Annotated in this window: 16 protein-coding genes and 1 riboswitch; of the genes, 7 read left to right on the forward strand and 9 right to left on the reverse strand. The window is 65.7% G+C overall.

Annotated elements, in window-relative coordinates:
• Window positions 1-182 precede the first annotated feature (182 nt).
• On the forward strand, window positions 183-4,886 hold the full coding sequence (locus HHL14_RS23445) for a glutamate synthase-related protein (RefSeq protein WP_169499973.1): 4,704 nt from the start codon (window positions 183-185) through the stop codon (window positions 4,884-4,886).
• 104 nt (window positions 4,887-4,990) lie between these two features.
• Entirely contained in the window at window positions 4,991-6,460 is a 1,470-nt protein-coding gene (locus HHL14_RS23450) for a glutamate synthase subunit beta (protein WP_169499974.1), read from the forward strand.
• Between the two features lie 243 nt (window positions 6,461-6,703).
• On the opposite strand, the gene HHL14_RS23455 is transcribed toward HHL14_RS23450, so the two are convergent.
• Window positions 6,704-7,969, reverse strand: coding sequence for a D-amino acid dehydrogenase (locus HHL14_RS23455; protein ID WP_169499975.1), 1,266 nt, complete (start codon window positions 7,967-7,969; stop codon window positions 6,704-6,706).
• A gap of 38 nt (window positions 7,970-8,007) precedes the next feature.
• On the reverse strand, window positions 8,008-9,267 hold the full coding sequence (locus HHL14_RS23460) for an MFS transporter (RefSeq protein ID WP_169499976.1): 1,260 nt from the start codon (window positions 9,265-9,267) through the stop codon (window positions 8,008-8,010).
• A 446-nt stretch (window positions 9,268-9,713) separates the two neighbouring features.
• On the opposite strand from HHL14_RS23460, the gene HHL14_RS23465 reads away from it, so the two are divergent.
• Complete coding sequence (locus tag HHL14_RS23465; RefSeq protein ID WP_169499977.1) at window positions 9,714-10,670, forward strand: tyrosine-protein phosphatase; 957 nt, start codon at window positions 9,714-9,716, stop codon at window positions 10,668-10,670.
• A 335-nt stretch (window positions 10,671-11,005) separates the two neighbouring features.
• Here HHL14_RS23465 and HHL14_RS23470 read toward each other — a convergent pair whose 3' ends face one another.
• Both HHL14_RS23470 and HHL14_RS23475 read right to left on the reverse strand, forming a co-directional pair.
• Window positions 11,006-12,349 carry an ATP-binding protein gene (locus HHL14_RS23470; protein ID WP_169499978.1) on the reverse strand — a complete coding sequence of 448 codons (1,344 nt, stop codon included), beginning with the start codon at window positions 12,347-12,349 and terminating at the stop codon, window positions 11,006-11,008.
• Window positions 12,346-13,086 carry a response regulator gene (locus tag HHL14_RS23475; protein WP_169499979.1) on the reverse strand — a complete coding sequence of 247 codons (741 nt, stop codon included), beginning with the start codon at window positions 13,084-13,086 and terminating at the stop codon, window positions 12,346-12,348. The genes HHL14_RS23470 and HHL14_RS23475 overlap by 4 nt, the downstream gene beginning before the upstream one ends.
• Window positions 13,087-13,275: 189 nt before the next feature.
• Here HHL14_RS23475 and HHL14_RS23480 point away from each other — a divergent pair, with 189 nt between their 5' ends.
• From HHL14_RS23480 to HHL14_RS23495, 4 genes are all read left to right on the forward strand, one after another.
• Window positions 13,276-13,659, forward strand: coding sequence for a hypothetical protein (locus HHL14_RS23480; protein ID WP_169499980.1), 384 nt, complete (start codon window positions 13,276-13,278; stop codon window positions 13,657-13,659).
• Window positions 13,660-13,789: 130 nt separating this feature from the next.
• On the forward strand, window positions 13,790-13,987 hold the full coding sequence (locus tag HHL14_RS23485; protein ID WP_169499933.1) for a DUF6726 family protein: 198 nt from the start codon (window positions 13,790-13,792) through the stop codon (window positions 13,985-13,987).
• A gap of 3 nt (window positions 13,988-13,990) precedes the next feature.
• The gene (locus tag HHL14_RS23490; protein ID WP_169499981.1) at window positions 13,991-14,701 is read left to right on the forward strand and encodes a hypothetical protein; all 711 of its coding nucleotides are present in this window, start codon (window positions 13,991-13,993) and stop codon (window positions 14,699-14,701) included.
• Between the two features lie 189 nt (window positions 14,702-14,890).
• A complete protein-coding gene (locus tag HHL14_RS23495) occupies window positions 14,891-15,526 on the forward strand; it encodes a flagellar basal body L-ring protein FlgH (RefSeq protein ID WP_169500075.1) in 636 nt (211 codons plus the stop codon).
• Window positions 15,527-15,542: 16 nt separating this feature from the next.
• Here HHL14_RS23495 and HHL14_RS23500 read toward each other — a convergent pair whose 3' ends face one another.
• The 5 genes from HHL14_RS23500 to HHL14_RS23520 all read right to left on the reverse strand — a co-directional run bounded on the left by HHL14_RS23500 (window position 15,543) and on the right by HHL14_RS23520 (window position 20,627).
• Window positions 15,543-16,286: a response regulator gene (locus HHL14_RS23500; protein WP_169499982.1), complete on the reverse strand. Its 744-nt coding sequence runs from the start codon at window positions 16,284-16,286 to the stop codon at window positions 15,543-15,545.
• Between the two features lie 150 nt (window positions 16,287-16,436).
• The gene (locus HHL14_RS23505; RefSeq protein ID WP_169500076.1) at window positions 16,437-17,036 is read right to left on the reverse strand and encodes a hypothetical protein; all 600 of its coding nucleotides are present in this window, start codon (window positions 17,034-17,036) and stop codon (window positions 16,437-16,439) included.
• A gap of 210 nt (window positions 17,037-17,246) precedes the next feature.
• Entirely contained in the window at window positions 17,247-17,708 is a 462-nt protein-coding gene (locus tag HHL14_RS23510) for a hypothetical protein (RefSeq protein ID WP_169499983.1), read from the reverse strand.
• Between the two features lie 220 nt (window positions 17,709-17,928).
• Window positions 17,929-18,771 carry an SDR family NAD(P)-dependent oxidoreductase gene (locus HHL14_RS23515; protein ID WP_230413169.1) on the reverse strand — a complete coding sequence of 281 codons (843 nt, stop codon included), beginning with the start codon at window positions 18,769-18,771 and terminating at the stop codon, window positions 17,929-17,931.
• A gap of 104 nt (window positions 18,772-18,875) precedes the next feature.
• Complete coding sequence (locus HHL14_RS23520; RefSeq protein WP_169499984.1) at window positions 18,876-20,627, reverse strand: ABC transporter ATP-binding protein/permease; 1,752 nt, start codon at window positions 20,625-20,627, stop codon at window positions 18,876-18,878.
• Between the two features lie 594 nt (window positions 20,628-21,221).
• Window positions 21,222-21,344: riboswitch (TPP riboswitch) on the forward strand.
• Window positions 21,345-21,562: the final 218 nt, after the last annotated feature.

A 21,562-nucleotide genomic window follows, 5' to 3' on the forward strand; every position in this document is an offset into this window, starting at 1 on the left:
GGGGTTCGATAATCAGGTTTTATTTGCTATTCCATTGATTCGTCGCGTATATTCCGATTTCCGACGCTTTTTGATACTCGCAGTCCCGCTGCGGGCACAGCGTCGTCGCGGTTGCAATACGCACTGCGGCAATAGAAAAACGGTTTTAACGGCCTGTCCGGCCCCTCACAGACGGTGTCCCCATGAACGATCACCAGCAACCGATTCACCCGGTTCCCGCCGCCCAAGGTCTGTACGACCCGCAGAACGAGCATGACGCGTGCGGCGTCGGCTTCGTCGCTCACATCAAGGGTCAGAAGAGCCACGAGATCATCCAGCAGGGCCTGAAGATTCTCGAAAACCTCGACCACCGGGGCGCCGTCGGCGCCGATCCGCTGATGGGCGACGGCGCGGGCATCCTGATCCAGATCCCGGACGGCTTCTATCGCGACGAAATGGCCAAGCAGGGCGTGACGTTGCCGCCCTACGGCGAATACGGCGTCGGTATGGTGTTCCTGCCGAAGGAACACGCGTCGCGCCTCGCCTGCGAGCAGGAGCTCGAACGTACGGTGAAGGCCGAAGGCCAGGTCGTGCTGGGCTGGCGCGACGTGCCGGTCGACCACACCATGCCGATTTCGCCGACCGTCAAGGCGAGCGAGCCGCTGATCCGCCAGATCTTTATCGGCCGCGGCAAGGACATCATGGTGACCGACGCGCTCGAACGGAAGCTGTACGTGATCCGCAAGACCGCGAGCCACCGTATTCAGGCGCTCAAGCTCAAGCACGGCAAGGAATACTTCGTGCCGTCGTGCTCGGCGCGCACGGTCGTCTACAAGGGTCTGCTGCTGGCCGGCCAGGTCGGCGTGTACTACCGCGACCTGCAGGACGAGCGTGTCGTCTCGGCGCTCGCGCTCGTGCACCAGCGCTTCTCGACCAACACGTTCCCGGCGTGGGAACTGGCTCACCCGTACCGGATGATCGCCCACAACGGTGAAATTAACACGGTGAAGGGCAACGTCAACTGGCTGAACGCGCGGACCGGCGCGATCGCTTCGCACGTGCTCGGCGACGACCTGCCGAAGCTGTGGCCGCTGATCTACCCGGGCCAGTCGGATACGGCATCGTTCGACAACTGTCTCGAGTTGCTGGTGATGGCCGGCTACCCGCTCGTCCACGCAATGATGATGATGATCCCGGAAGCCTGGGAACAGCACACGCTGATGGACGAGAACCGCAAAGCGTTCTACGAATACCACGCCGCGATGATGGAGCCGTGGGACGGTCCCGCCGCGATCGCGTTCACCGACGGCCGTCAGATCGGCGCGACGCTCGACCGTAACGGTCTGCGTCCGGCGCGCTACATCGTCACGGACGACGACCTCGTCATCATGGCGTCGGAAGCCGGCACGCTGCCGATCCCCGAATCGAAGATCGTCAAGAAGTGGCGTCTGCAGCCGGGCAAGATGTTCCTGATCGACATGGAACACGGCCGCATCATCGACGACAAGGAACTGAAAGACAACCTCGCGAACGCCAAGCCGTACAAGAGCTGGATCGACGCCGTGCGCATCAAGCTCGACGAGATCGAGCCGAAGGCCGAAGACGTCGCGACCGAACGCCGCGAAGCCGCTGCGCTGCTGGATCGTCAGCAGGCGTTCGGCTACACCCAGGAAGACCTCAAGTTCCTGATGGCGCCGATGGCGCAAGCCGGCGAAGAAGCGGTCGGCTCGATGGGCAACGACTCGCCGCTCGCGGTCATGTCCAACAAGAACAAGACGCTGTACCACTACTTCAAGCAGCTGTTCGCGCAGGTCACGAACCCGCCGATCGACCCGATCCGTGAAAACATGGTGATGTCGCTCGTGTCGTTCATCGGCCCGAAGCCGAACCTGCTCGACACCAACAACATCAACCCGCCGATGCGTCTCGAAGTGTCGCAGCCGGTGCTCGACTTCAAGGACATCGCGAAGATCCGCGCGATCGATCAGTACACCGGCGGCAAGTTCAGCTCGTACGAACTGAACATCTGCTATCCGGTCGCCTGGGGCAAGGAAGGCATCGAAGCGCGCCTCGCGTCGCTGTGCGCGGAAGCCGTCGATGCGGTCAAGTCCGGCTACAACATGCTGATCGTGTCGGACCGCAAGACCGACCGCGACAACGTCGCGATTCCGGCGCTGCTCGCTACCGCCGCGATCCACACGCACCTCGTGCAGCAAGGTCTGCGCACGAGCACGGGTCTGGTCGTCGAAACCGGCTCGGCGCGTGAGACGCACCATTTCGCGCTGCTCGCGGGCTACGGCGCGGAAGCCGTGCACCCGTACCTCGCGATGGAAACGCTCGGCCAGCTCGCGGCCGGCCTGAAGGGCGACCTGTCGGCGGAGAAGGCGGTCTACAACTTCACCAAGGCAGTCGGCAAGGGCCTGCAGAAGGTCATGTCGAAGATGGGCATTTCGACCTACATGTCGTACACCGGCGCGCAGATTTTCGAAGCGGTCGGTCTCGCCTCGGATCTGGTGCAAAAGTACTTCTACGGCACCTCGTCGAAGGTCGGCGGCATTGGCCTGTTCGACGTCGCGGAAGAAGCGATCCGTCTGCATCGCGATGCGTTCGGCGATAACCCGATCCTCGCGAACATGCTCGACGCGGGCGGCGAATACGCGTACCGCGTGCGCGGCGAAGAACACATGTGGACGCCGGATGCGATCGCCAAGCTGCAGCACTCGGCACGCAGCAACTCGTACCAGACGTACAAGGAATACGCGCATCTGATCAACGATCAGACCAAGCGTCACATGACCTTCCGCGGCCTGTTCGAATTCAGGATCGATCCGGCCAAGGCGATTCCGCTCGACGAAGTCGAATCGGCGAAGGACATCGTCAAGCGTTTCGCGACCGGCGCGATGTCGATGGGCTCGATCAGCACCGAAGCGCACGCCACGCTCGCCGTCGCGATGAACCGCATCGGCGGCAAGTCGAACACCGGTGAAGGCGGCGAAGACGCGAACCGTTACCGCAACGAACTGCGCGGCATTCCGATCAAGAACGGCGACACGATGAAGTCCGTGATCGGCGACGAAGTGATCGTCGACATTCCGCTGAAGGAAGGCGATTCGCTGCGCTCGCGCATCAAGCAGGTCGCGTCGGGCCGCTTCGGCGTGACGGCGGAGTACCTCGCGTCGGCCGATCAGATCCAGATCAAGATGGCGCAGGGCGCGAAGCCGGGCGAAGGCGGTCAGCTGCCGGGCCACAAGGTGTCGGACTACATCGGCAAGCTGCGTTACTCGGTGCCGGGCGTCGGCCTGATCTCGCCGCCGCCGCACCACGACATCTACTCGATCGAAGATCTGGCGCAGCTGATTCACGATCTGAAGAACGTGAACGCGTCGTCGAGCATCTCGGTGAAGCTGGTGTCGGAGTCGGGCGTCGGTACGGTTGCCGCGGGTGTCGCGAAGGCGAAGGCCGACCACGTCGTGATCGCCGGTCATGACGGCGGCACCGGCGCGTCGCCGCTGTCGTCGGTCAAGCATGCGGGCACGCCGTGGGAACTGGGTCTCGCGGAAACGCAGCAGACCCTGGTGCTGAACCAGCTGCGCGGCCGCATCCGCGTGCAGGCCGACGGTCAGATGAAGACCGGCCGCGACGTCGTGATCGGCGCGCTGCTCGGCGCGGACGAATTCGGCTTCGCGACGGCACCGCTCGTCGTCGAAGGCTGCATCATGATGCGCAAGTGCCATCTGAACACCTGCCCGGTCGGCGTCGCGACGCAAGATCCGGTGCTGCGTGCGAAGTTCCAGGGCCAGCCGGAACACGTGGTGAACTTCTTCTTCTTCGTCGCGGAAGAAGCGCGCGAAATCATGGCGCAACTCGGTATCCGCAAGTTCGACGACCTGATCGGCCGAGCCGAACTGCTCGACACGAAGAAGGGCGTCGAGCACTGGAAGGCGAAGGGTCTCGACTTCTCGCGCGTGTTCTATCAGCCGCAAGTGCCGGCCGAAGTCGCGCGCAAGCACGTCGACGTGCAGGACCACGGTCTGGACCGCGCGCTCGATCACACGCTGATCGAGAAGGCGAAGGCCGCGATCGAGAAGGGCGAGCACGTGTCGTTCATCCAGCCGGTGCGCAACGTCAACCGTACGGTCGGTGCGATGCTGTCGGGCACGATCGCGAAGAAGTACGGTCACGACGGTCTGGCTGACGACGCGATCCACATCCAGCTGAAGGGCACCGCGGGTCAGAGCTTCGGCGCGTTCCTCGCGAAGGGCGTGACGCTGGATCTGGTCGGCGACGGCAACGACTACGTCGGCAAGGGCCTGTCGGGCGGCCGCATCATCATCCGTCCGACCAACGATTTCCGCGGCAAGTCCGAAGAGAACATCATCTGTGGTAACACGGTGATGTACGGCGCGATCGAAGGCGAGTCGTTCTTCCGCGGCGTCGCGGGCGAGCGTTTCTGCGTGCGTAACTCGGGCGCGACGGCGGTTGTCGAAGGTACCGGCGACCACGGTTGCGAATACATGACGGGCGGCACGGTGGTGGTGCTCGGCGAAACCGGCCGGAACTTCGCGGCCGGCATGTCGGGCGGCGTCGCGTATGTGTTCGATCCGGACGGCACGTTCGCGGGCAAGTGCAACAAGTCGATGGTCGCGCTCGAGCCGGTGCTGCAACAGGCCGAACAGGAACGCACGGTCGACAAGGGCCTGTGGCACTGCGCGACGACCGACGAAGCGCTGCTGCGCGGTCTCATCGAGCGTCACTTCCAGTTCACCGGTTCGCCGCGCGCGAAGGCGCTGCTGGAAAACTGGGACGCGTCTCGCCGTCAGTTCGTGAAGGTGTTCCCGACCGAATACAAGCGTGCGCTCGGCGAACTCGCCGCGAAGAAGGCGAGCAAGGAAGTGCTTGCCGCTTAAGCCGCCGTCACGGAAGTCGCATTTAGCCGTACCCGCCGCGTCTCGAACAGTCGACGCGCGGCGGGTCCAGATTACCCCTCGATACAGATAGAGAAGAGAACCACATGGGCAAGGCAACCGGTTTTCTCGAGTTCGAACGTCGCCACGAGACGTACGAAGCTCCGCTCACGCGTGTGAAGCACTACAAGGAATTCGTCGCGGCACTGACCGACGACGAAGCGAAGATTCAAGGCGCACGTTGCATGGACTGCGGCATCCCGTTCTGCAACAACGGCTGCCCGGTCAACAACATCATCCCGGACTTCAACGACCTGGTGTTCCGTCAGGACTGGAAGAGCGCGATCGAGGTGCTGCACTCGACCAACAACTTCCCCGAGTTCACGGGCCGCATCTGCCCGGCACCGTGCGAAGCGGCGTGCACGCTCGGCATCAACAACGACCCGGTCGGCATCAAGTCGATCGAGCACGCAATCATCGATAAAGCCTGGACCGAAGGTTGGGTCGAGCCGCAAACGCCGAAGCACAAGACCGGCAAGAAGGTCGCCGTGGTCGGTTCGGGCCCCGCGGGTCTCGCGGCCGCGCAGCAGCTCGCGCGCGCCGGTCATGACGTGACGGTGTTCGAGAAGAACGACCGCATCGGCGGCCTGCTGCGTTACGGCATCCCCGACTTCAAGCTGGAGAAGTGGCAGATCGACCGCCGCATGCGCCAGATGGAAGCGGAAGGCGTGACGTTCCGCACCAACGTGTTCATCGGCAAGCCGGATTCGCTGCCGGCGTACATCGGCAACACGGCGAAGGAAACCATCACGCCGGCCGAGCTGAACGAACAGTTCGATGCGGTCGTGATCGCTGGCGGTTCGGAAACGCCGCGCGATCTGCCGGTGCCGGGCCGCGAGCTCGAAGGCGTGTACTACGCGATGGAATTCCTGCCGCAGCAGAACAAGGTCAACGCCGGCGACAAGCTGACGAACCAGTTGCTCGCGAAGGGCAAGCACGTCGTCGTGATCGGCGGCGGCGATACGGGTTCGGACTGCGTCGGCACGTCGAATCGTCACGGCGCGAAGAGCGTCACGCAGTTCGAACTGCTGCCGCAGCCGCCGGAAGAAGAGAACAAGCCGCTCGTGTGGCCGTACTGGCCGATCAAGCTGCGCACGTCGTCGTCGCATGAAGAGGGCTGCGAGCGCGATTGGGCGGTCGCGACCAAGCGCCTCGAAGGCAAGAACGGCAAGGTCGAGAAGCTGATCGCCGCGCGCGTCGAATGGAAGGACGGCAAGATGGTCGAAGTGCCGAACTCGGAATTCGAAATGAAGGCCGATCTGGTGCTGCTGGCGATGGGCTTCACGCAGCCGGTCTCGCCGGTGCTCGAAGCGTTCGGCGTCGACAAGGATGCGCGCGGCAACGTGCGCGCCGCGACCGAAGGCGACAAGGCGTACTACACGTCGGTGGACAAGGTCTTCACGGCGGGCGATATGCGCCGCGGCCAGTCACTGGTGGTGTGGGCGATCCGCGAAGGCCGTCAGTGCGCACGTTCGGTCGACGCGTTCCTGATGGGTCATTCGGAACTGCCGCGTTAAGCGTCTTCAGGCCGGCTCGCGCCGGCCGCTCACGTTTTTTGCAGGAAGGCGTGGAGACGACAAGGTGTCCAATGTAGGCACTGATAGCGGTAGAGCGAAGCTGTAGAAAAAGAAACCGGGCTGGCCTGAGAAGGCAGCCCGGTTTTTTTATGGCCGGTGCAGGCTGTGGGGGCGGGCTGTGAGCGATGCATGAGCGGCCCACGAGCGGTGCGTGAGCGGCTGCTCGCGCGAGCCGTTGCCCGCTTATTTTCCGTAACGCGCGAGCGTCAGCCCATCGAGATCGATTTCGGGTTGACGTTGCGCGATCAGATCCGCGACCACCCGCCCCGAACCCATCGACATCGCCCAGCCCGTCGAGCCGTGCCCGAGGTTCAGCCAGAGATTCTCGATGCCGGACGGGCCGAGCAGCGGCGCGCCATCGGGCGTCATCGGTCGGCGGCCGACCCAGAAGTGCGCGGAGTCCGGATTGGTCGCGTGCGGGAACCAGTCGCGCAGCACCTTCAGCAGCGTTTGCAGCGCCTGCTCGCGCAGCGTGGTTTCGCGATTGCCCAACTCCGCCGTGCCCGCGATGCGCAGGTTGTTGCCGAAGCGCGTGATCGCCGTCTTCAGCGACTCGTCCATCAACGCGGCGCGCGGCGCTTTTTCTTCATCGATGACGGGCAGCGTCGCCGAGTAGCCCTTGACCGGATAGAGCGGCACCTTCACGCCGAGCGGCGCGAGCAGTGCCGCGCTATCGACGCCAAGCGCGACCACCACCGCATCCGCGCGCAAGGTCTCGTCGCCGCGTTCGCTGCGAATGCGCACGCCACGCACCGTCGCGCCTTCGACATCGAGCGACGTGACGCGCGTGTCGAAGCGAAAGCGCACGCCGTTGCGCTCGCAGATCGCGCGCAGTTCGCGGGTGAAGCGCGCGCAGTCGCCGGCTTCGTCGTCGGGCAGGTAGAGGCCGGAGAACGGCGGCTGGGCAGCCCAGCGCAGCCCCGGCTCGATCACCGCGCACTGCGCGGCGCTGACTTCCCGATGCGCGATGCCCGCGTCGCGCAGCACCGCAAGCGCCGGCTGTGCGAGTTCGACGTCGTACGCGCTGCGAAACAGTTGCAGATAGCCCTGGCTGCGGCCGTAATCGAACGGATGGTGGCCGCGGAATTCGTGCAGACACGCGCGGCTGTAGTAAGCGATGCGCTGCATCCGCTGCTTGTTGACGCGAAAACGTTCGAGCTCGCACTCGCGCAGCCAGCGCGCGATCCAGCGCCATTGGGCCGGATCGAGCGTGGGTCGGAAGATCAGCGGCGAGGCCGGCTTGAACAGGTACTTGAGGATCTTGGTCGGCATGCCGGGCGCGGCCCACGGCGTCACATAGCCCGGCGCGATCACGCCGGCGTTGCCGAAACTGGTGGACAGGGCGACGTCGGGTTCGCGCTCGATCAGCGTGACGTCGCAGCCTTGCTGGCACAGGTAAAAAGCCGTGGCGACGCCGATCACGCCGCCGCCGAGAACGATCGTTTGCATGTGGTAGTGGAGCTACGGTTCGGGAGGCGGTCGGGCGCTCAGGCGGCGGAGCCGGTCGCCCCGAGCACCTTGCCTTTCGTTTCAGGCAGGCACAGCGCGGCGACGATCACCAGCAGATAGCCCGAGCCCGCGACGATACCCATCGCCTTCACGAGCGTCATCGTCTGTGCGAGCGTGCCGACGAGAATCGGAAAGAACGAGCCGACGCCGCGTCCGAGGTTGTAGCAGAAGCCTTGTCCCGAGCCGCGAATCTCGTTCGGATACAGCTCCGACAGATACGCGCCGATGCCCGCGAAAATCCCCTGCACGACGATGCCGAGCGGAAAGCCGAGCGCGAGCATCATCGTGTCGGTGATCGGCAGCATCGTGTAGACCATGCCGAGCACGAACGAGCCGATCGCGAACAGTACGAACGACGCGCGCCGGCCGATCCGGTCGCACAGAATCGCGCCGACGATGTAACCGGCGAACGAGCCGACGATCAGCACGATCAGATAGCCGCTGGTATTGAACACCGACAGATGCCGCACGGTCTTCAGATAGGTCGGCAGCCATGTGGTGATCGCGTAGTAGCCGCCGAGCATGCCGCTGCACAGCGCGCTGCCGAGCAGTGTCGTTTTCAGATGCGCGGCCGAGAAGATCTGCATGAAATGCGACGTGTTGAAGCCGCTTTCGCGCGCGCGACGCGTCGCGAGGAAAATCTCCGGATCGCTGACGTTGCGGCGGATATAGATGATCCACGCGGCGGGCAGCAGGCCGACCCAGAAGCACGCGCGCCACGCGTACTCTTCCGGCAGCAGCGCGAACGCCGCCCAGTAGACGATCGCCGCGGCCGCCCAGCCGAACGACCAGCTGCTCTGCACGGTGCCGACCGCTTTCGCGCGATGCTGCGGCGAGCGGATCGTCTCGGCCATCATGATCGTCACGACCGACCATTCGCCGCCGAAGCCGAGGCCTTGCAGCGTGCGTGTGGTCAGCAACTGCCAGAACGACTGCGTGAAGCCCGACAGGAACGTGAAGATCGCGAAGGTGGCGATGGTCCATTGCAGCACGCGGATGCGGCCGTAGCGATCGGCAAGGATGCCGGCGAGCCAGCCGCCAATGGCCGACGAAATCAGCGAGCTGGTCGCGATCATGCCGGCTTCGCTTTTGCTCATTCCCCACGTCGCGATCAGCGTCGGAATCAGGAACGAGTAGATCATGAAGTCGAACGCGTCGATCGCATAACCGCCGAAGCCGGCGTACAGCGTGCGGCGCTCGCGGGAGGACAGCTCGGTGAACCATTGGAGAGAAGACATGTTTTGTTGTGGTCTCCAGGTTTTTTTCGCCTGCGGGGCTCGATGGGAGGGCGTTTGTATTCTAAGGGCGCCTGATGCCGCGCGGCCAGCCGTGGTCAAAAATGGCGGGGCGCGGTAACAGTCGCGAAGGAAACGCAAGCGAACGGAAGGCGGTTGGGAAATATCGCGGTGCGGTGCAGTCGGGGCATGGCTGATAAGGGAGCGGCTTCGCGAGTCGCGTAGGCCTTTCGTAACGGGCGGTGATGGGCGGTGACGGGCCGCAAAGGGAGATAACGGGCGGCAAAGCTCGGTATCGGCCCGACCAAACCGGCCCTCTTTTTTCCTTACCAACTACTACGATGTAACGCAAAACTTATCGGCGAACGTTAAACTGCGCGTGCAGCCCCGGCTGCCCTGAATCCTTCCCTTAATCTGGGCTTACGCCTGCCGTCCCCGATACCGTCCCGATGCCTTTAGCCGCGAAATTCCGTTCGCCGTTGCGCGTGGCCGCGAGCACGACCGTGCACGCGGACGCCGGCGTTGCGGGCGCAACCTCGGCGGCGCGGCGGCGGTTCCTGAAGGGCACGGCAAGCTCGGCCGGCGCGCTGCTGGCCGCGGGCTTCGGCAGCACCTTGCTGTCCGCGTGCGGCGGCAGTCTCGAGGCCGATCAGTCGGACACGCCGCGTCTCGTGTCGGTCAGCAATTTCCGCGATCTCGGCGGCGCGGGCGCCGGCTATCTGACCGTCGACGGCAAGCAGATGCGCCGTGGCGTGTTCTATCGCGCGAACGCATTGACGCTGAGCGGCACGGACGCCGCGACGCTCGACAAGCTCGGCATCGTGTCGGTCTACGATCTGCGCACGCCCGGCGAAATTGCGCGTACCGCCGACGTGCTGCCGGCCGGCGCATCGTCGTCCACGTTGAACGTGCTCGGCACCAGCGACTTCGCCGAGCCCAGCGTCGACACGGTCGCGGACGCCGTCGGCTTCATGCAGGCGCAGGCGCGCGCGTACGTGACGGGCGGCGCGCAGCGGGCCGCGTACGGCGCGCTGCTCACCGCGCTCGCCGACGGTAGCGGCGTGCAGCTATTCCATTCGAACGCGGGCAAGGATCGCGCGGGCTGGGTCGCGGCGCTGCTGCTCAGCATCGCCAACGTGCCGCTCGACGTGATCATGCAGGACTATCTGCTGAGCAACGTCTACCTCGCGCAATCGATCGCCGCGCGAACCGCCACGCTGCGCGCGCAGGACGGCGTGGCCGTCGCGACGGTCGAGACGCCGTTGCTCAAGGTCGACGAAAACTATCTGCAGGCGGGCTTCGATCAGGTGCAGGCGAGCTACGGCACGATGGTCGGCTATCTGACGCTGGGCCTCGGTCTGTCGCAGTCGACGATCGATACGCTGCACAATCGTCTCGTGCGTTGAGGCGCTGTTCTTTTTTCGTTGTTCTTCCCGCGCCGTTCTTTCTCTTTTGCTCACACGTCGCGCTGGATGCCGCGCAAAAAAAGTCCGCCCCAGAGGTGCGGGCGGACGGAGAAGGGCGGCATCGAGGTTGCCGAGGACGACTATAAGGCCGCTCGTATCGCGGGAGTCCTTGCGGTAAGGGCAGGTAAGCGCGTGCGTCGCGCCACGTGTCCACTGCCGCCGCTTCGGCCACTTCCGTCACCGTTGCCACCGACTCGCACCGTTACCGCACACCGTGCGTGGTTCGCGTGCGCCGCATTCGCGATGACTCGCGCCGTCGCCACCTTCCCCTTTCGTTACGTCTCCACCGCCGCCACCGGCAATTCGATCTGCACGTCGAGCCCGCCGCGCGCGTGATTGCGCACGTGACAGCGACCGCCGCGATCGTGCGCGAGCCGCGCGACGATCGCGAGGCCGAGTCCGCAATGGCCTTCACCGCCGCGCGCGGCGTCGAGTCGCACGAACGGCTTCATCGCGGCGGCGATGCGGTCGTCGGGAATGCCGGCGCCGTGGTCGCGCACGCCGATGATCCAGTGACGGTCGTTGCGCGCGGTCGTGATCTCCACCGGCGGCATCCCGTGTTCGAGCGCGTTGTCGACGAGGTTCGTCACGAGCCGGTCGAGCAGCGTGCGCGGCAGCGTGAACGCCGGCCCGGCGCGCAGATCGAGCGCGAACAGTGGGGTTTCGGCGGGGTCGGCGGTTTGTGCGGCTTCTGCCGTTTCCGAAGCTTCCGCGGTTTCCGACGTGTCGGCGACATCGACGTGATCGCCGGAAGAGAACTGCTCGCGCAGGAACTCGTCGACCTCGACGGGCGGCCCGGCATCCGCCGACTGGCCCGCGAATTCGAGGAACTGCTGGACGATGTTGGTCAGCGAGTCGACGTCGCGGATCAGGCCGGCGCGCTCGCTTTCGTCGACCAGCACGCTCGCGCGCAGTTTCAGGCGCGTGAGTGGCGCCTTCAGATCGTGCGCGACCCCAGCGAGCATCACCGCCTGATCGTCACCGGCTTCGTTCAGGCGCCGCATCATGTCGTTGAACGAACCGATCAGATCGCGCAATTCGCGCGGACCTTGCACCGGCACCGGTTCGGGCCGCCCGCCCGAGCCGAACGCGCGCGACGCATCGGCGACGCGCGACAGCGGCCGCTGCATCTGCCACACCGCGAACAGCGACAGGATCAGCGCGGCGAGCAGCATCGAGACGGCTTCGATCAGAAAGCGCGGCGGCGGCGGGACGTCGACCGGCACGACGACCCAGTTCGATTTGCCGGGAAACAGCACCCATAGTTGCGGCGGACGCAGATCGTCGACGGCGATCTGCGTGCCGGGCGGCAGGTTTTCGCGCAGATGCCGGCTCAGCTCCACCAGCATCCGATCGTTGGGCTCGCGCAGATGCACGCTGGTCGGCATGTTCCAGGTCGGCACCAGATGCACGCGCATCGCCGGCGCGAGCGCGGCCCCCTTGATTGGCTCGCCGTTGATGGCCTGCAGCACGAGCAGAATGCCGCGCGCGAAGCCGTCGATTTCATGCCGCGGCGGTTGCATCGCCACCAGCACGAACCAGCTCGCCTGAATGGCGAACAGCACCGCCGCCGACAGTAACGCCATTCTGCCGAACAGCGTGTTCAGCGGATTTTTCATGCGCTCGGGGCAGTGTCGTCCTCGAACGGCGTGCCGTTCGCGTCGGGCACGAACACGTAGCCCTTGCCGCGCACCGTCTGCACGTAGCACGGGTTGGACGGATCGTCCTCGATCACGCGGCGCAGGCGCCAGATCGGCACGTCGAGGCTGCGGTCGCGGAACGCGAGGTTGTCGCGATGCACGAGGTCGTGAATCAGCACGCGCGACAGCACCTTGTACGGATTGTTGACGAAGATTTTCAGCAGCGCGAATTCGCTGTCGCGCAGCGGCAGCTTGGTGTCGTCGCGGCTTAGCGCGCGGGTTGCGAAGTCGAGTTCGAACGGGCCGAAGCGATAGCGCTTGCGGGCTTCGGGCGCGCTGGTGGTAGGCGGCCCGCGCCGGCGCAGCACCGTCTGGATGCGCGCGAGCAGCTCGCGCGGGTCGAACGGCTTGGTCAGATAGTCGTCCGCGCCAAGCGATAGTCCGACGATGCGGTCGGCCACCGTGCCGCGCGCGGTCACGAAGATCACCGGGATGTCGTCGCCGGCGGCGCGCAGCGCGGTGAGCGCACGCAGGCCGTCGGTGTTCGGCATCATGATGTCGAGCACGACGACCGACGGGCGCTCGCGCTCGAGACGACGCTGCAGATGGGTGCCGTCGTGCAGCACGGACGCATCGAAGCCGTTCGATTGCAGAAACTTGCAAAGCAGATCGCGTACGACCGGATCGTCGTCGACGATAAGGACCTGTGGATTCATGGCCAAATTCTAGACTGGTGCGCCCGGCACACGACCGGGCGATTCCTTACCGATGCTTACGGTGTGGGCGCGGCGTCGGCGGGCTCGCGCACGAGCATCGCGGCGAAGAGCGAGCGCCTACTTTAGCACTGCTCTATTCGGCTCCCTGAAACCGGCGCGAGCGCGCGGCGCGCCGGCGAGCCTTGCCGCGTGACGGCTATCAAGCGCGGCAATGGCGGCGCGCGACGACAACAGCTGGAAAGCGGCGGAAAGCCCTTGCAAGCACCCGGAACGCTTCGTAACAACCAGCCGAAAGCGCGGCCTGCTTCGCGCATCGTCGGCAAGTGCGCGGCGGGATCATTCGTTTGCAGCACGCCGCGCCGCATGCCGGGTCTGAGTCCGGTTCCGGGTTCGTTGCATCGGACCACGGCGTGCGGCGTTCAATCGACACCGGCGCGCAACGAATGCGCGCTCCGCGAGGCCCATCATGACGATCCAGAACACGCTCAGTTCCACGCCATTTTCTACGTCCCTTTCCACGCGGGCGGCAACGTCCGCCACGTCCGCTACACCGGCCACGGAAAAGGCCACTAGCTCAGGTCACGCCGAGACCGCTACGGCATCGCGCGAAGGCACCACGCAGCCGCAAGCCAGCCAGCACGTGTCGGGCGTCGGGTTGCTCGGTCATGTGATCAACACTACCGCGTGAATCGGCGAGGTTCGCGTGTCGTTAGCAAGAACTCCCGAACCGTGGCTGCGTGCCGCGAGGTGGCTCGTGTGCGGCGCGGCCCTGCTGCCGCTCGGCGGTTGCGGCGTCGCCGCGCTGCCGTGCCGGGTCACGTCGGCAACGCTCAAGGTGCTGCCGGTCGTCGGTCATGCGGCGGCGACTCCGTTCGACATGTGCGCATCGGCGATCGATTGAATCATGACGCTCACCCGGATGGCTTCTACATGGGCGCTGCTCGGCGTCGTTGCATTGAGCACGCAGGCGCAACCCGTCGCGCGCGAGACGAAGGCGGCCAACGCGGCATCGAATAGCGCTTCCGCCAATTTCGCGCGGCGCTCGCCGGACGCGCCGTTCGCGTTTCGCGGCGTCGCGCTCGGCACCACGATCGACGAATTCCGCGCGAGTTCGACGGTGCGCGCGACGCCGCTTGGCAGCGTGCCGATCTGCGAGACCGACGTGCAGGCCGGTGCGCTCGGCATGCGGCTGAAGTCGCGCGACAGCCTGAGCGTCGCGTGCCGCTGGGCGCATCGCGACGACGAACGTTGGGCGCTGTCGCAAGCGGTGGTCGATGGCGCGCCGGCGCTTGAGCATGTGCTGCGCTTTGCGCGTATCGACGGGCAGGGCGCGTTGCGTCTGTACGAGATGTCGTTCGTGATCGACGAGTTGACCGCCGAGGATCTGCGCGACGCGCTCGAAGAGCGCTACGGGCCACCGCATCTCGCGACGCGCAACGCGGCGTCGCCCGGTGCGATGCCGATGTACGTGTGGGAAAACGCCGCCAGTTCGATCACGCTGTGCTTTCTGCCCGGCAGCCGCAACGGCACGCTCACGTATCTGCTGAAGGGCTCCGATGCGTGGATGAAGGCGGTCGTGCGGCAGTGGCAGGCGAGCGGCACCGATGCCGGCTGACGATTGCCTGGCAGGACTGAGCGTCGGACGCAGGTGTTCGCGCACGGCCAACGATGGCGCTAGCGCCGTTGCGCGTCGATTTCATTTCATCTTTTTCGCCACGGAGCCAGCTTGATCGCGCTACGTCACACTCTCGCGCCGCGTGCCGCGCGCGCTTTCAATTTCAAGGGCGGTTTTGCCGCCGCGCTCGTGGCCAGTCTGGCTGCATGTTCGAGCACGCGCTCCGATTCGATCGTCGATACGCCGATGGCGCCGCCGCTCGCGTCCGCGCCGCTGAACGTCAACACGCAAGGCGCGATCTATCAGGCCGGTGCGCCGCTGCTGCTGTACGAAACGCCGCGTGCGCAGCATATCGGCGACGTGCTGACCATTCGTCTCGCCGAATCGTATAGCGGTAACAACAGCGCGAATGCGTCGGCGAGCCGCGCGAGCAGCATTACCGCGACCGCCGCCGATCAGTCGACCAACGCAGCCGCACGCCTCGCGCGGCTGTTCAACATCGGTTCAGCCAGCACCGACTACAAAGGGCAGGGCAGTGTCAGCGACATCAGCGGCATGACGGGCACGCTCGCGGTGACCGTGATCGGCACCGTGTCGGGCGGCAATCTGGTGGTGTCCGGCGAGAAGGTGATCGCGATGAGCGGCAACCGCGATCGTCTGCGGCTGTCGGGCATCGTCAATCCTAAGGATATCGAAGCAGGCAACTACGTCGCGTCGAGCAAGGTCGCGAATGCGCGCATCGAGCAGGCAGGCGTCGGCATGGTGAGCGACGCGACGACGATGGGCTGGCTGCAGCGCATGTTTCTGAGCGTGCTGACGTTCTGAGCGCTAACTGAGCGTGCTAACTGAGCGGCGGCGCGAGCCCGCGCTCGGCCGCGCCGATTTCGCCGTCGGGCACGAATACGTAACCGCGTCCCCACACCGTCTGTACGTAGCGCGGCTCGGACGGGTCCACTTCGATCAGCCGGCGCAAACGCCAGATCGATACGTCGAGGCTGCGGTTGCGGTGCGTTTCGCTATTGCCGTGCAGTTTTTCCAGCAGTTGCGCGCGCGTGAGCACGGTCATCGCGTGCGTGACGAACACCTTCAGTATGGCGAATTCGCTCGAGCGCAGCGTGATGCGTTCGCCGTCGCGACGCAGTTCGCGCGCGGGGAAGTTCACTTCGAAGCGGCCGAAATGGTAGGGCGCGCGCTGCTCCGGTGCGCCTGGCGCAATCGCGCCGCGACGCCGCAACACGGTGCGGATGCGCGCGACGAGTTCGCTCGGCTCGAACGGCTTGCCGAGATAATCGTCGGCGCCGAGTTCGAGGCCGATCACGCGATCGATCGGATCGGCGCGCGCGGTCAGCAGGATCACGGGAATGTCGTCGCCGGCGACGCGCAACGCGCGCAGCGCGCTGATTCCGTCGAGCTCCGGCATCATGATGTCGAGCACGATGAGCGCGGGACGTTCCTCCTGCAATCGGCGCTGCAGCGCGAGGCCGTGTTCGAGCGTGGCGACCTTGAAACCGCGGCCCTGCAGATAATCGCTGACAAGATTGCGTACGACGGGATCGTCGTCGACGATCAGAATGGTCTGGTTCATTCAGGTCATCTTAGTGATGCGCGCGAGCCGCGCAAAGCGCGCACTGCTTTCGAATACTTTCCGGAGTAAGACTGCGAAAGTTGCGTGCGCGCCGGGTTGAGAGACACCGTTGGTGGGGGCTCGGTGGAATGACGCCGCACGATCCGCTGCCTAGTTGCTGGGCGGATAGGCCTGCGAAGTTTGCAGCGTCTGCGAGGTCTGGCGCGCGAAATCGGTTCGATCGACGACCATCCGCTCGATCAGCCCACCGAGTTTCACCGATGCCGACGAGAAGCGGTCGGTGTTGAGGCCGCCGGTCTGATAGCGCGCGGTGACCAGAATCCGGCCGTCCTGGATCAGCGTCAGATCGATGATCGACAGGTACTGGATCGACGCGTCGCTGAACGAGCGGCGGCCGTAGTCGATCGCGGCGTTGTAGACGAGTCGCGCCTCGCAACCGGCAGGCGAAGTGCCCGGGTTGTAGACGTCCGAATGAATGCCGCGCTTATCGAGCGCCAGTTGCAGCGCCGGCACGAAATCGCCGACCGACACCGTCGGGTTCACCTCGATGCACACGTGCCGCACATCCGCGGGCCGGCCGTTGACAAAGGTCGGCGACGAGTAGTTCGACGCGATCGCATAGCCGGCCTGGATCACGGAGCCGGTGGCGTCGGCGGCCTGGATCAGCGTCCACGCGCAGCCGTCGAGGCTGAGCGTCAGCGCGGCGGCGACGCAAGCGAGCGTGACGCGCGCGCCACGACGTCGCGCGATGAGCGATAGCGATGCGCTGCGCGACGCCGCGCCGGCGTTCACCGCATGCGTGGAACCGCAAGAACGGCACGACCGCTGCGCTTCGGCTTCGGAAGCACGCAAGCCGGCAGATGCACGCAGGGTCGGCAACGAAGTCATGAGTCAGCGCCCGGTCGTGGTCGACAAGTGCGGCAAGTGCGGCGAGTCATCGGAAGCGGCGATTGCGTGCGCTTAGCGGGTCACGCGCAGGCGCAGTTCGTTCGGCCCCTGCACGCTTGCGGTGACGTTCACCCGACGCGTATCGGTGGTGACGATGAAGTGCTGGCGCACCGGCGTGTTGACGTCGTGCACGACGCGCGGAAAACACGCGGCGATGTCGGCGCCGAGTTCTTCGAGCGGATCGTTGACGGCGCCGTCGGCTTGCCAGTGCGCGCGCCAGTGGCAGTCGTACGCGTGCGGGCTCGCGCGGCAATCGTCGGCGGTCGAGACGCCCGGCAGTTGCGCGGCGCTCTCGTCCGGCAGGTGGCGGAAATCGCTGGCGTCGACGATCTGCGTGAGTGCCGCGCAGATGTCGGCGGGCTGATTCGGGGCGGCCGTTTGCGCGGCGTCGGCGACGCTCGACAACAGCAGTGCCGCGCCGCAGGCGAGCGCGACGCGCGAGAACAAAGGAGAGGAACGGCGAGCGAATGACATGGGCGAGGAGTCCGAAGAGCGGTTGCGGTGAATGACGTGAGGGCTGGCGCATGGCGCAGCCCGCACGACTATCGTCGCTTCCGCCGGACATTTTCAAAGCGCGGAACAGCTTGCCCGCTTCGCAAATGCTTTCGAAGTCTTCGCGTGTCTTTCAGGATGTTGCGCCGGCTTGCCTGCGGCGCGAAGCGAGGCGTGGTGTGGTGTGTCGTGGCGTGGCGGCTCAACCGAGCGTCAGACCGCCGTCGATATGGATCACCTGGCCGGTGATGTGGCGCGCTTCGTCGGACAGCAGGAACGCGATCAGCGCGGCGACGTCGGCGGGTTCGGCGACATGGCCGAGTGGCGTCGCGGCGACCGCGTGTGCCCATACTGCCGTGTTATCGGCACTGGGGCCGCGATCCTTGAGCGTATAGCCGGGGGCCACGCAATTGACGGTCACGCCGAGCGGCGCGAGTTCGGCGGCCGCCGTTTTCGCGAGCGATTCGAGCGCGGCCTTCGCGGCCGCCGTCGCCGCGAACGGCGTATCCGCGCGATAGCGATGCGCGACGAACGAACTCAACGCGATCACGCGGCCGCGCTTCGAGGTTTCGAGCGCGGGCATCGCGCGACGCAGCAGTGCGGCGAACGCGGCCGGCATCGCGGCGAAGCTGGCGTTGAAACTGTCGGGGTCGAGCGCGGCGAGCGTTTGGCGCTGCGCGTGCCCGGCGTTCGCGACCAGTTGATCGAGTGCGCCGAAACTCGCGAGCGTTTGATGGACCACGTGCTCGGCCGCACCGCGCTCGGCGAGGTCGCCGAACACCGTCGCGCAACGCGCGCCGCTGGCCGTGCAGTCGGCGGCGACCTGCACGAGCCGTTGCCGGGAGGCGTCGTCGGCGCCGCGTGCATGCAGCATCAGGGAGGTGGACGGTGCGGCGAGGCGGCGGGCCAGCGCCGCGCCGATGCCGGAACCGGCGCCGGTGATCAGCACGACGCGTGGGACGGCGCGGCTCGCGCCACCGTTTGCCGAAGCCGCCGTGCTGCCGGCGGCGCCGGGGGGAGGGAGATCGCCGGTGCGTTCGCTCATGGTGTCGCTCGCTGCGGTGCTTGTTGTGGCGCTTGTTGTGGCGCTTGCTAGTGTGCTTACTGCGGTGCTTGCCGCAGTGCTCGTTGCGGCGCCGCTCGCGCCGCTCAGGCGGCTACCGCTTCGCGCGAGCGTTCGACGTCGAGCGTTTCGTCGTGGAACGCCGCCAGCGATTCGCGATGCGCGACGCTGACGATCGCCGCCTTCGGCAGCCGCTCGGTGAACAGGCGATAGAGCCGCGCTTCGTTGTCCGCGTCGAGCGCGCTGGTCGCTTCGTCGAGGAACAGATAGTCGGGCTTGTGCAGCAGCACGCGCGCGCCGGCGAAGCGTTGCTGCTCGCCCGGCGACAGCACGCGGGTCCAGTGCGCCGATTCCTGCAGACGGTCCGCGTATTCCGACAGATGGCAGACGACGAGCGCTTCGCGGCACTCTTCGTCGCTATACGTATCCGCCGCCGACGGATACGCGAGCGCCGCCTTCAGCGTGCCGATCGGCATGTAGCTGACCTGCGGGATGAACATCATGCGCGCGTTGACCGGCGCGTCGATCGAGCCGTCGCCGAACGGCCACAGGCCCGCGAGCGCGCGCATCAGCGTGCTCTTGCCGGCGCCCGACGGACCGCGCACGAGCCAGCGCGAACCCGGCCGGATCGCGATATCGCGGATGCTCGACAACGGGTTGCCGTTCGGCAGCGCGAGCTTGAGGTTGTCGGTGGAGAGCGAGTTGGCGTCGACGAAATGCAGGTTGATGCCGCCGTGCTCGGTGGCCGGCGACACCGATTCCTTCAGACGCGGCGCGTGCATGATGCGCTTGAATTCGCGCAACCGGTTCACGGTCGCGCGCCATTCGACGAGGCTCGTATAACTGTTGATGAACCACGAGAACGAATCGCTGACGGTGCCGAACGCGCTCGAAATCTGCATCAGCACGCCGAACGTGAAGGCGCCCGCGAAGTAGCGCGGCGCGGCGACCACGATCGGGAAGATGATCGCGATCTGGCCGTAGAAACTCAGCACGAAGGTCAGGCGCTTGGTGTACTTCATCACCTGCCACCAGTTGTCGCGGATGCGGCCGAACAACGTGTGCGCGTTGGTCTTCTCTGTTTCCATGCCGTTGTAGAACGCGATCTGCTCGGCGTTCTCGCGCAGCCGGATCAGGCCGAAACGGAAATCCGCCTCGACTTTCTGTGCCTGATAGTTGATCGACACGAGCGGATGGCCGACCTTCTGCGTGACCAGCGAGCCGATCACCGCGTAGAGCGCGGCGGCCCACACCATGTAGCCGGGGATGTGCAGCGGCACGCCGCCGAGTGAAATGGACAGCGCGCCGGCCAGCGACCACAGGATCGTGATGAACGACACCAGCGTGACGACGGTGGACAACAGGTCGAGCGTCAGCGACAGCGTGCTGGTCGCGAACGATTGCAGGTCGTCGCTGATCCGCTGGTCGGGGTTGTCGGCGAGACGGTCGCGCTCGATGCGGTAGAACGCGCTGTCGTTGAGCCACTCGTTCAGATAGCGTGTGGTCAGCCACTGGCGCCAGCGGAAACCGAGCATCTGGCGCAGATAGCCCCGATAGACCGCGAGGATGATGAAGGCGAACGCGAGCCCGGTGAAGACCATCAGCAGGTGCGGGAAATCGTGCACGTTCTTGGCCTGCAGCGCGTTGTAGAAGTCCGCGCTCCAGCGGTTCAGGCGCACGTTGATGCCCACGATGGTCAGGTTCATCACGACGATCGTGATGAGCAGCCCCCACGCAACGAGGCGTTCCTCGGAGACCCAGTAAGGCTTGATCAGGCTCCAGGCGGAGACCTTTTCGTCGGGCGGCAGCGCGGGGCTGGCGGAAGTATTTGGTGTCATGAGCGTCCTGATGAAGTGCTGGCCCAACGCGCCGATCCGGTGCGTCGGTCCGGGCGGCCCGAGTCGCGGCGGGCCGTGGCGCGATGAACTGCGTATCTGCGCGCCGTGGTGCCATGGCTGGTCCGCTGCCGGTTGCTGCAGGGTGTTGCCGGGTGTTACCGATTCACTGCCGGTTGCCGAAGTCCGGCCGACACGCCCGCTCGGGCGTCCGGCCGTTCCGGCGAGCGCCGATTCTGGCGGCGCGCCCTTAAGCGGAAATTAATTTTCGCCGTCCGCGTCCGGGGCCTGGGGTTGTTCCGGAGCTGCCCCGACGTTTGCCTCGATACGTCTGCCTCGATACCGCCGTCGCGCGCAGCGTGATGCCTTCCCATACGCGTCGCCGTACGCCGTTCGCACCGTACCGCGTAGTACGCATCGTACCTGCGCGGCAGCTGGTCACGGCATTGTGCCAGAGCGGCGCGCGCGTCCGCAGCGAGGGCGCGAAAGAAGGTGCGGATCAGCGATGCGAGCGGCAGCGCCACGGCATGGGAAGGCTGCAGCGGGCGTCGGGGCGCTGGTTTGCGGCCGTCGCGCGTTTTATGGTCTAATGGCCTTTCGACGAAACAGGGGTGCTTCGCACACTGCCGGCGTGATTCCGATCCGCGGCGGCGAGGCTGAGAGAGACCCTTTGCACCCGATCCGGGTAATACCGGCGCGGGAAGTTTCCGGAAGCAACCTGTCTTCCATTCCCCGCCGGGCGGCGACCGCAAAAGCGCGCGCATGATGCCCGGCCGGCTTCACCCGCCGGTTTCGTCCTGGGTACGTGCGTTTTGAGCCGTACGGAAAGGACTCGATGACCGCCTATTCTTCAGTTATGTATTGTTCCCTTCGTCACGTCGCCTCCGGCGCAGCGTGCCGCATCGGCGTTGTCTGCCGCTCCTGTCTGACTTGCGACA

Source organism: Paraburkholderia antibiotica (assembly GCF_012927125.1).
Classification (GTDB): domain Bacteria; phylum Pseudomonadota; class Gammaproteobacteria; order Burkholderiales; family Burkholderiaceae; genus Paraburkholderia; species Paraburkholderia antibiotica.

Coding starts and splice junctions, on each gene's coding strand:
- HHL14_RS23460 (WP_169499976.1), bottom strand. CDS start 9,267: ATGTCTTCTCTCCAATGGTTCACCGAGCTGTCCTCCCGCGAGCGCCGC.
- HHL14_RS23445 (WP_169499973.1), top strand. CDS start 183: ATGAACGATCACCAGCAACCGATTCACCCGGTTCCCGCCGCCCAAGGT.
- HHL14_RS23465 (WP_169499977.1), top strand. CDS start 9,714: ATGCCTTTAGCCGCGAAATTCCGTTCGCCGTTGCGCGTGGCCGCGAGC.
- HHL14_RS23490 (WP_169499981.1), top strand. CDS start 13,991: ATGACGCTCACCCGGATGGCTTCTACATGGGCGCTGCTCGGCGTCGTT.
- HHL14_RS23520 (WP_169499984.1), bottom strand. CDS start 20,627: ATGACACCAAATACTTCCGCCAGCCCCGCGCTGCCGCCCGACGAAAAG.
- HHL14_RS23510 (WP_169499983.1), bottom strand. CDS start 17,708: ATGTCATTCGCTCGCCGTTCCTCTCCTTTGTTCTCGCGCGTCGCGCTC.
- HHL14_RS23450 (WP_169499974.1), top strand. CDS start 4,991: ATGGGCAAGGCAACCGGTTTTCTCGAGTTCGAACGTCGCCACGAGACG.
- HHL14_RS23455 (WP_169499975.1), bottom strand. CDS start 7,969: ATGCAAACGATCGTTCTCGGCGGCGGCGTGATCGGCGTCGCCACGGCT.
- HHL14_RS23500 (WP_169499982.1), bottom strand. CDS start 16,286: ATGAACCAGACCATTCTGATCGTCGACGACGATCCCGTCGTACGCAAT.
- HHL14_RS23470 (WP_169499978.1), bottom strand. CDS start 12,349: ATGAAAAATCCGCTGAACACGCTGTTCGGCAGAATGGCGTTACTGTCG.
- HHL14_RS23475 (WP_169499979.1), bottom strand. CDS start 13,086: ATGAATCCACAGGTCCTTATCGTCGACGACGATCCGGTCGTACGCGAT.
- HHL14_RS23515 (WP_230413169.1), bottom strand. CDS start 18,771: ATGAGCGAACGCACCGGCGATCTCCCTCCCCCCGGCGCCGCCGGCAGC.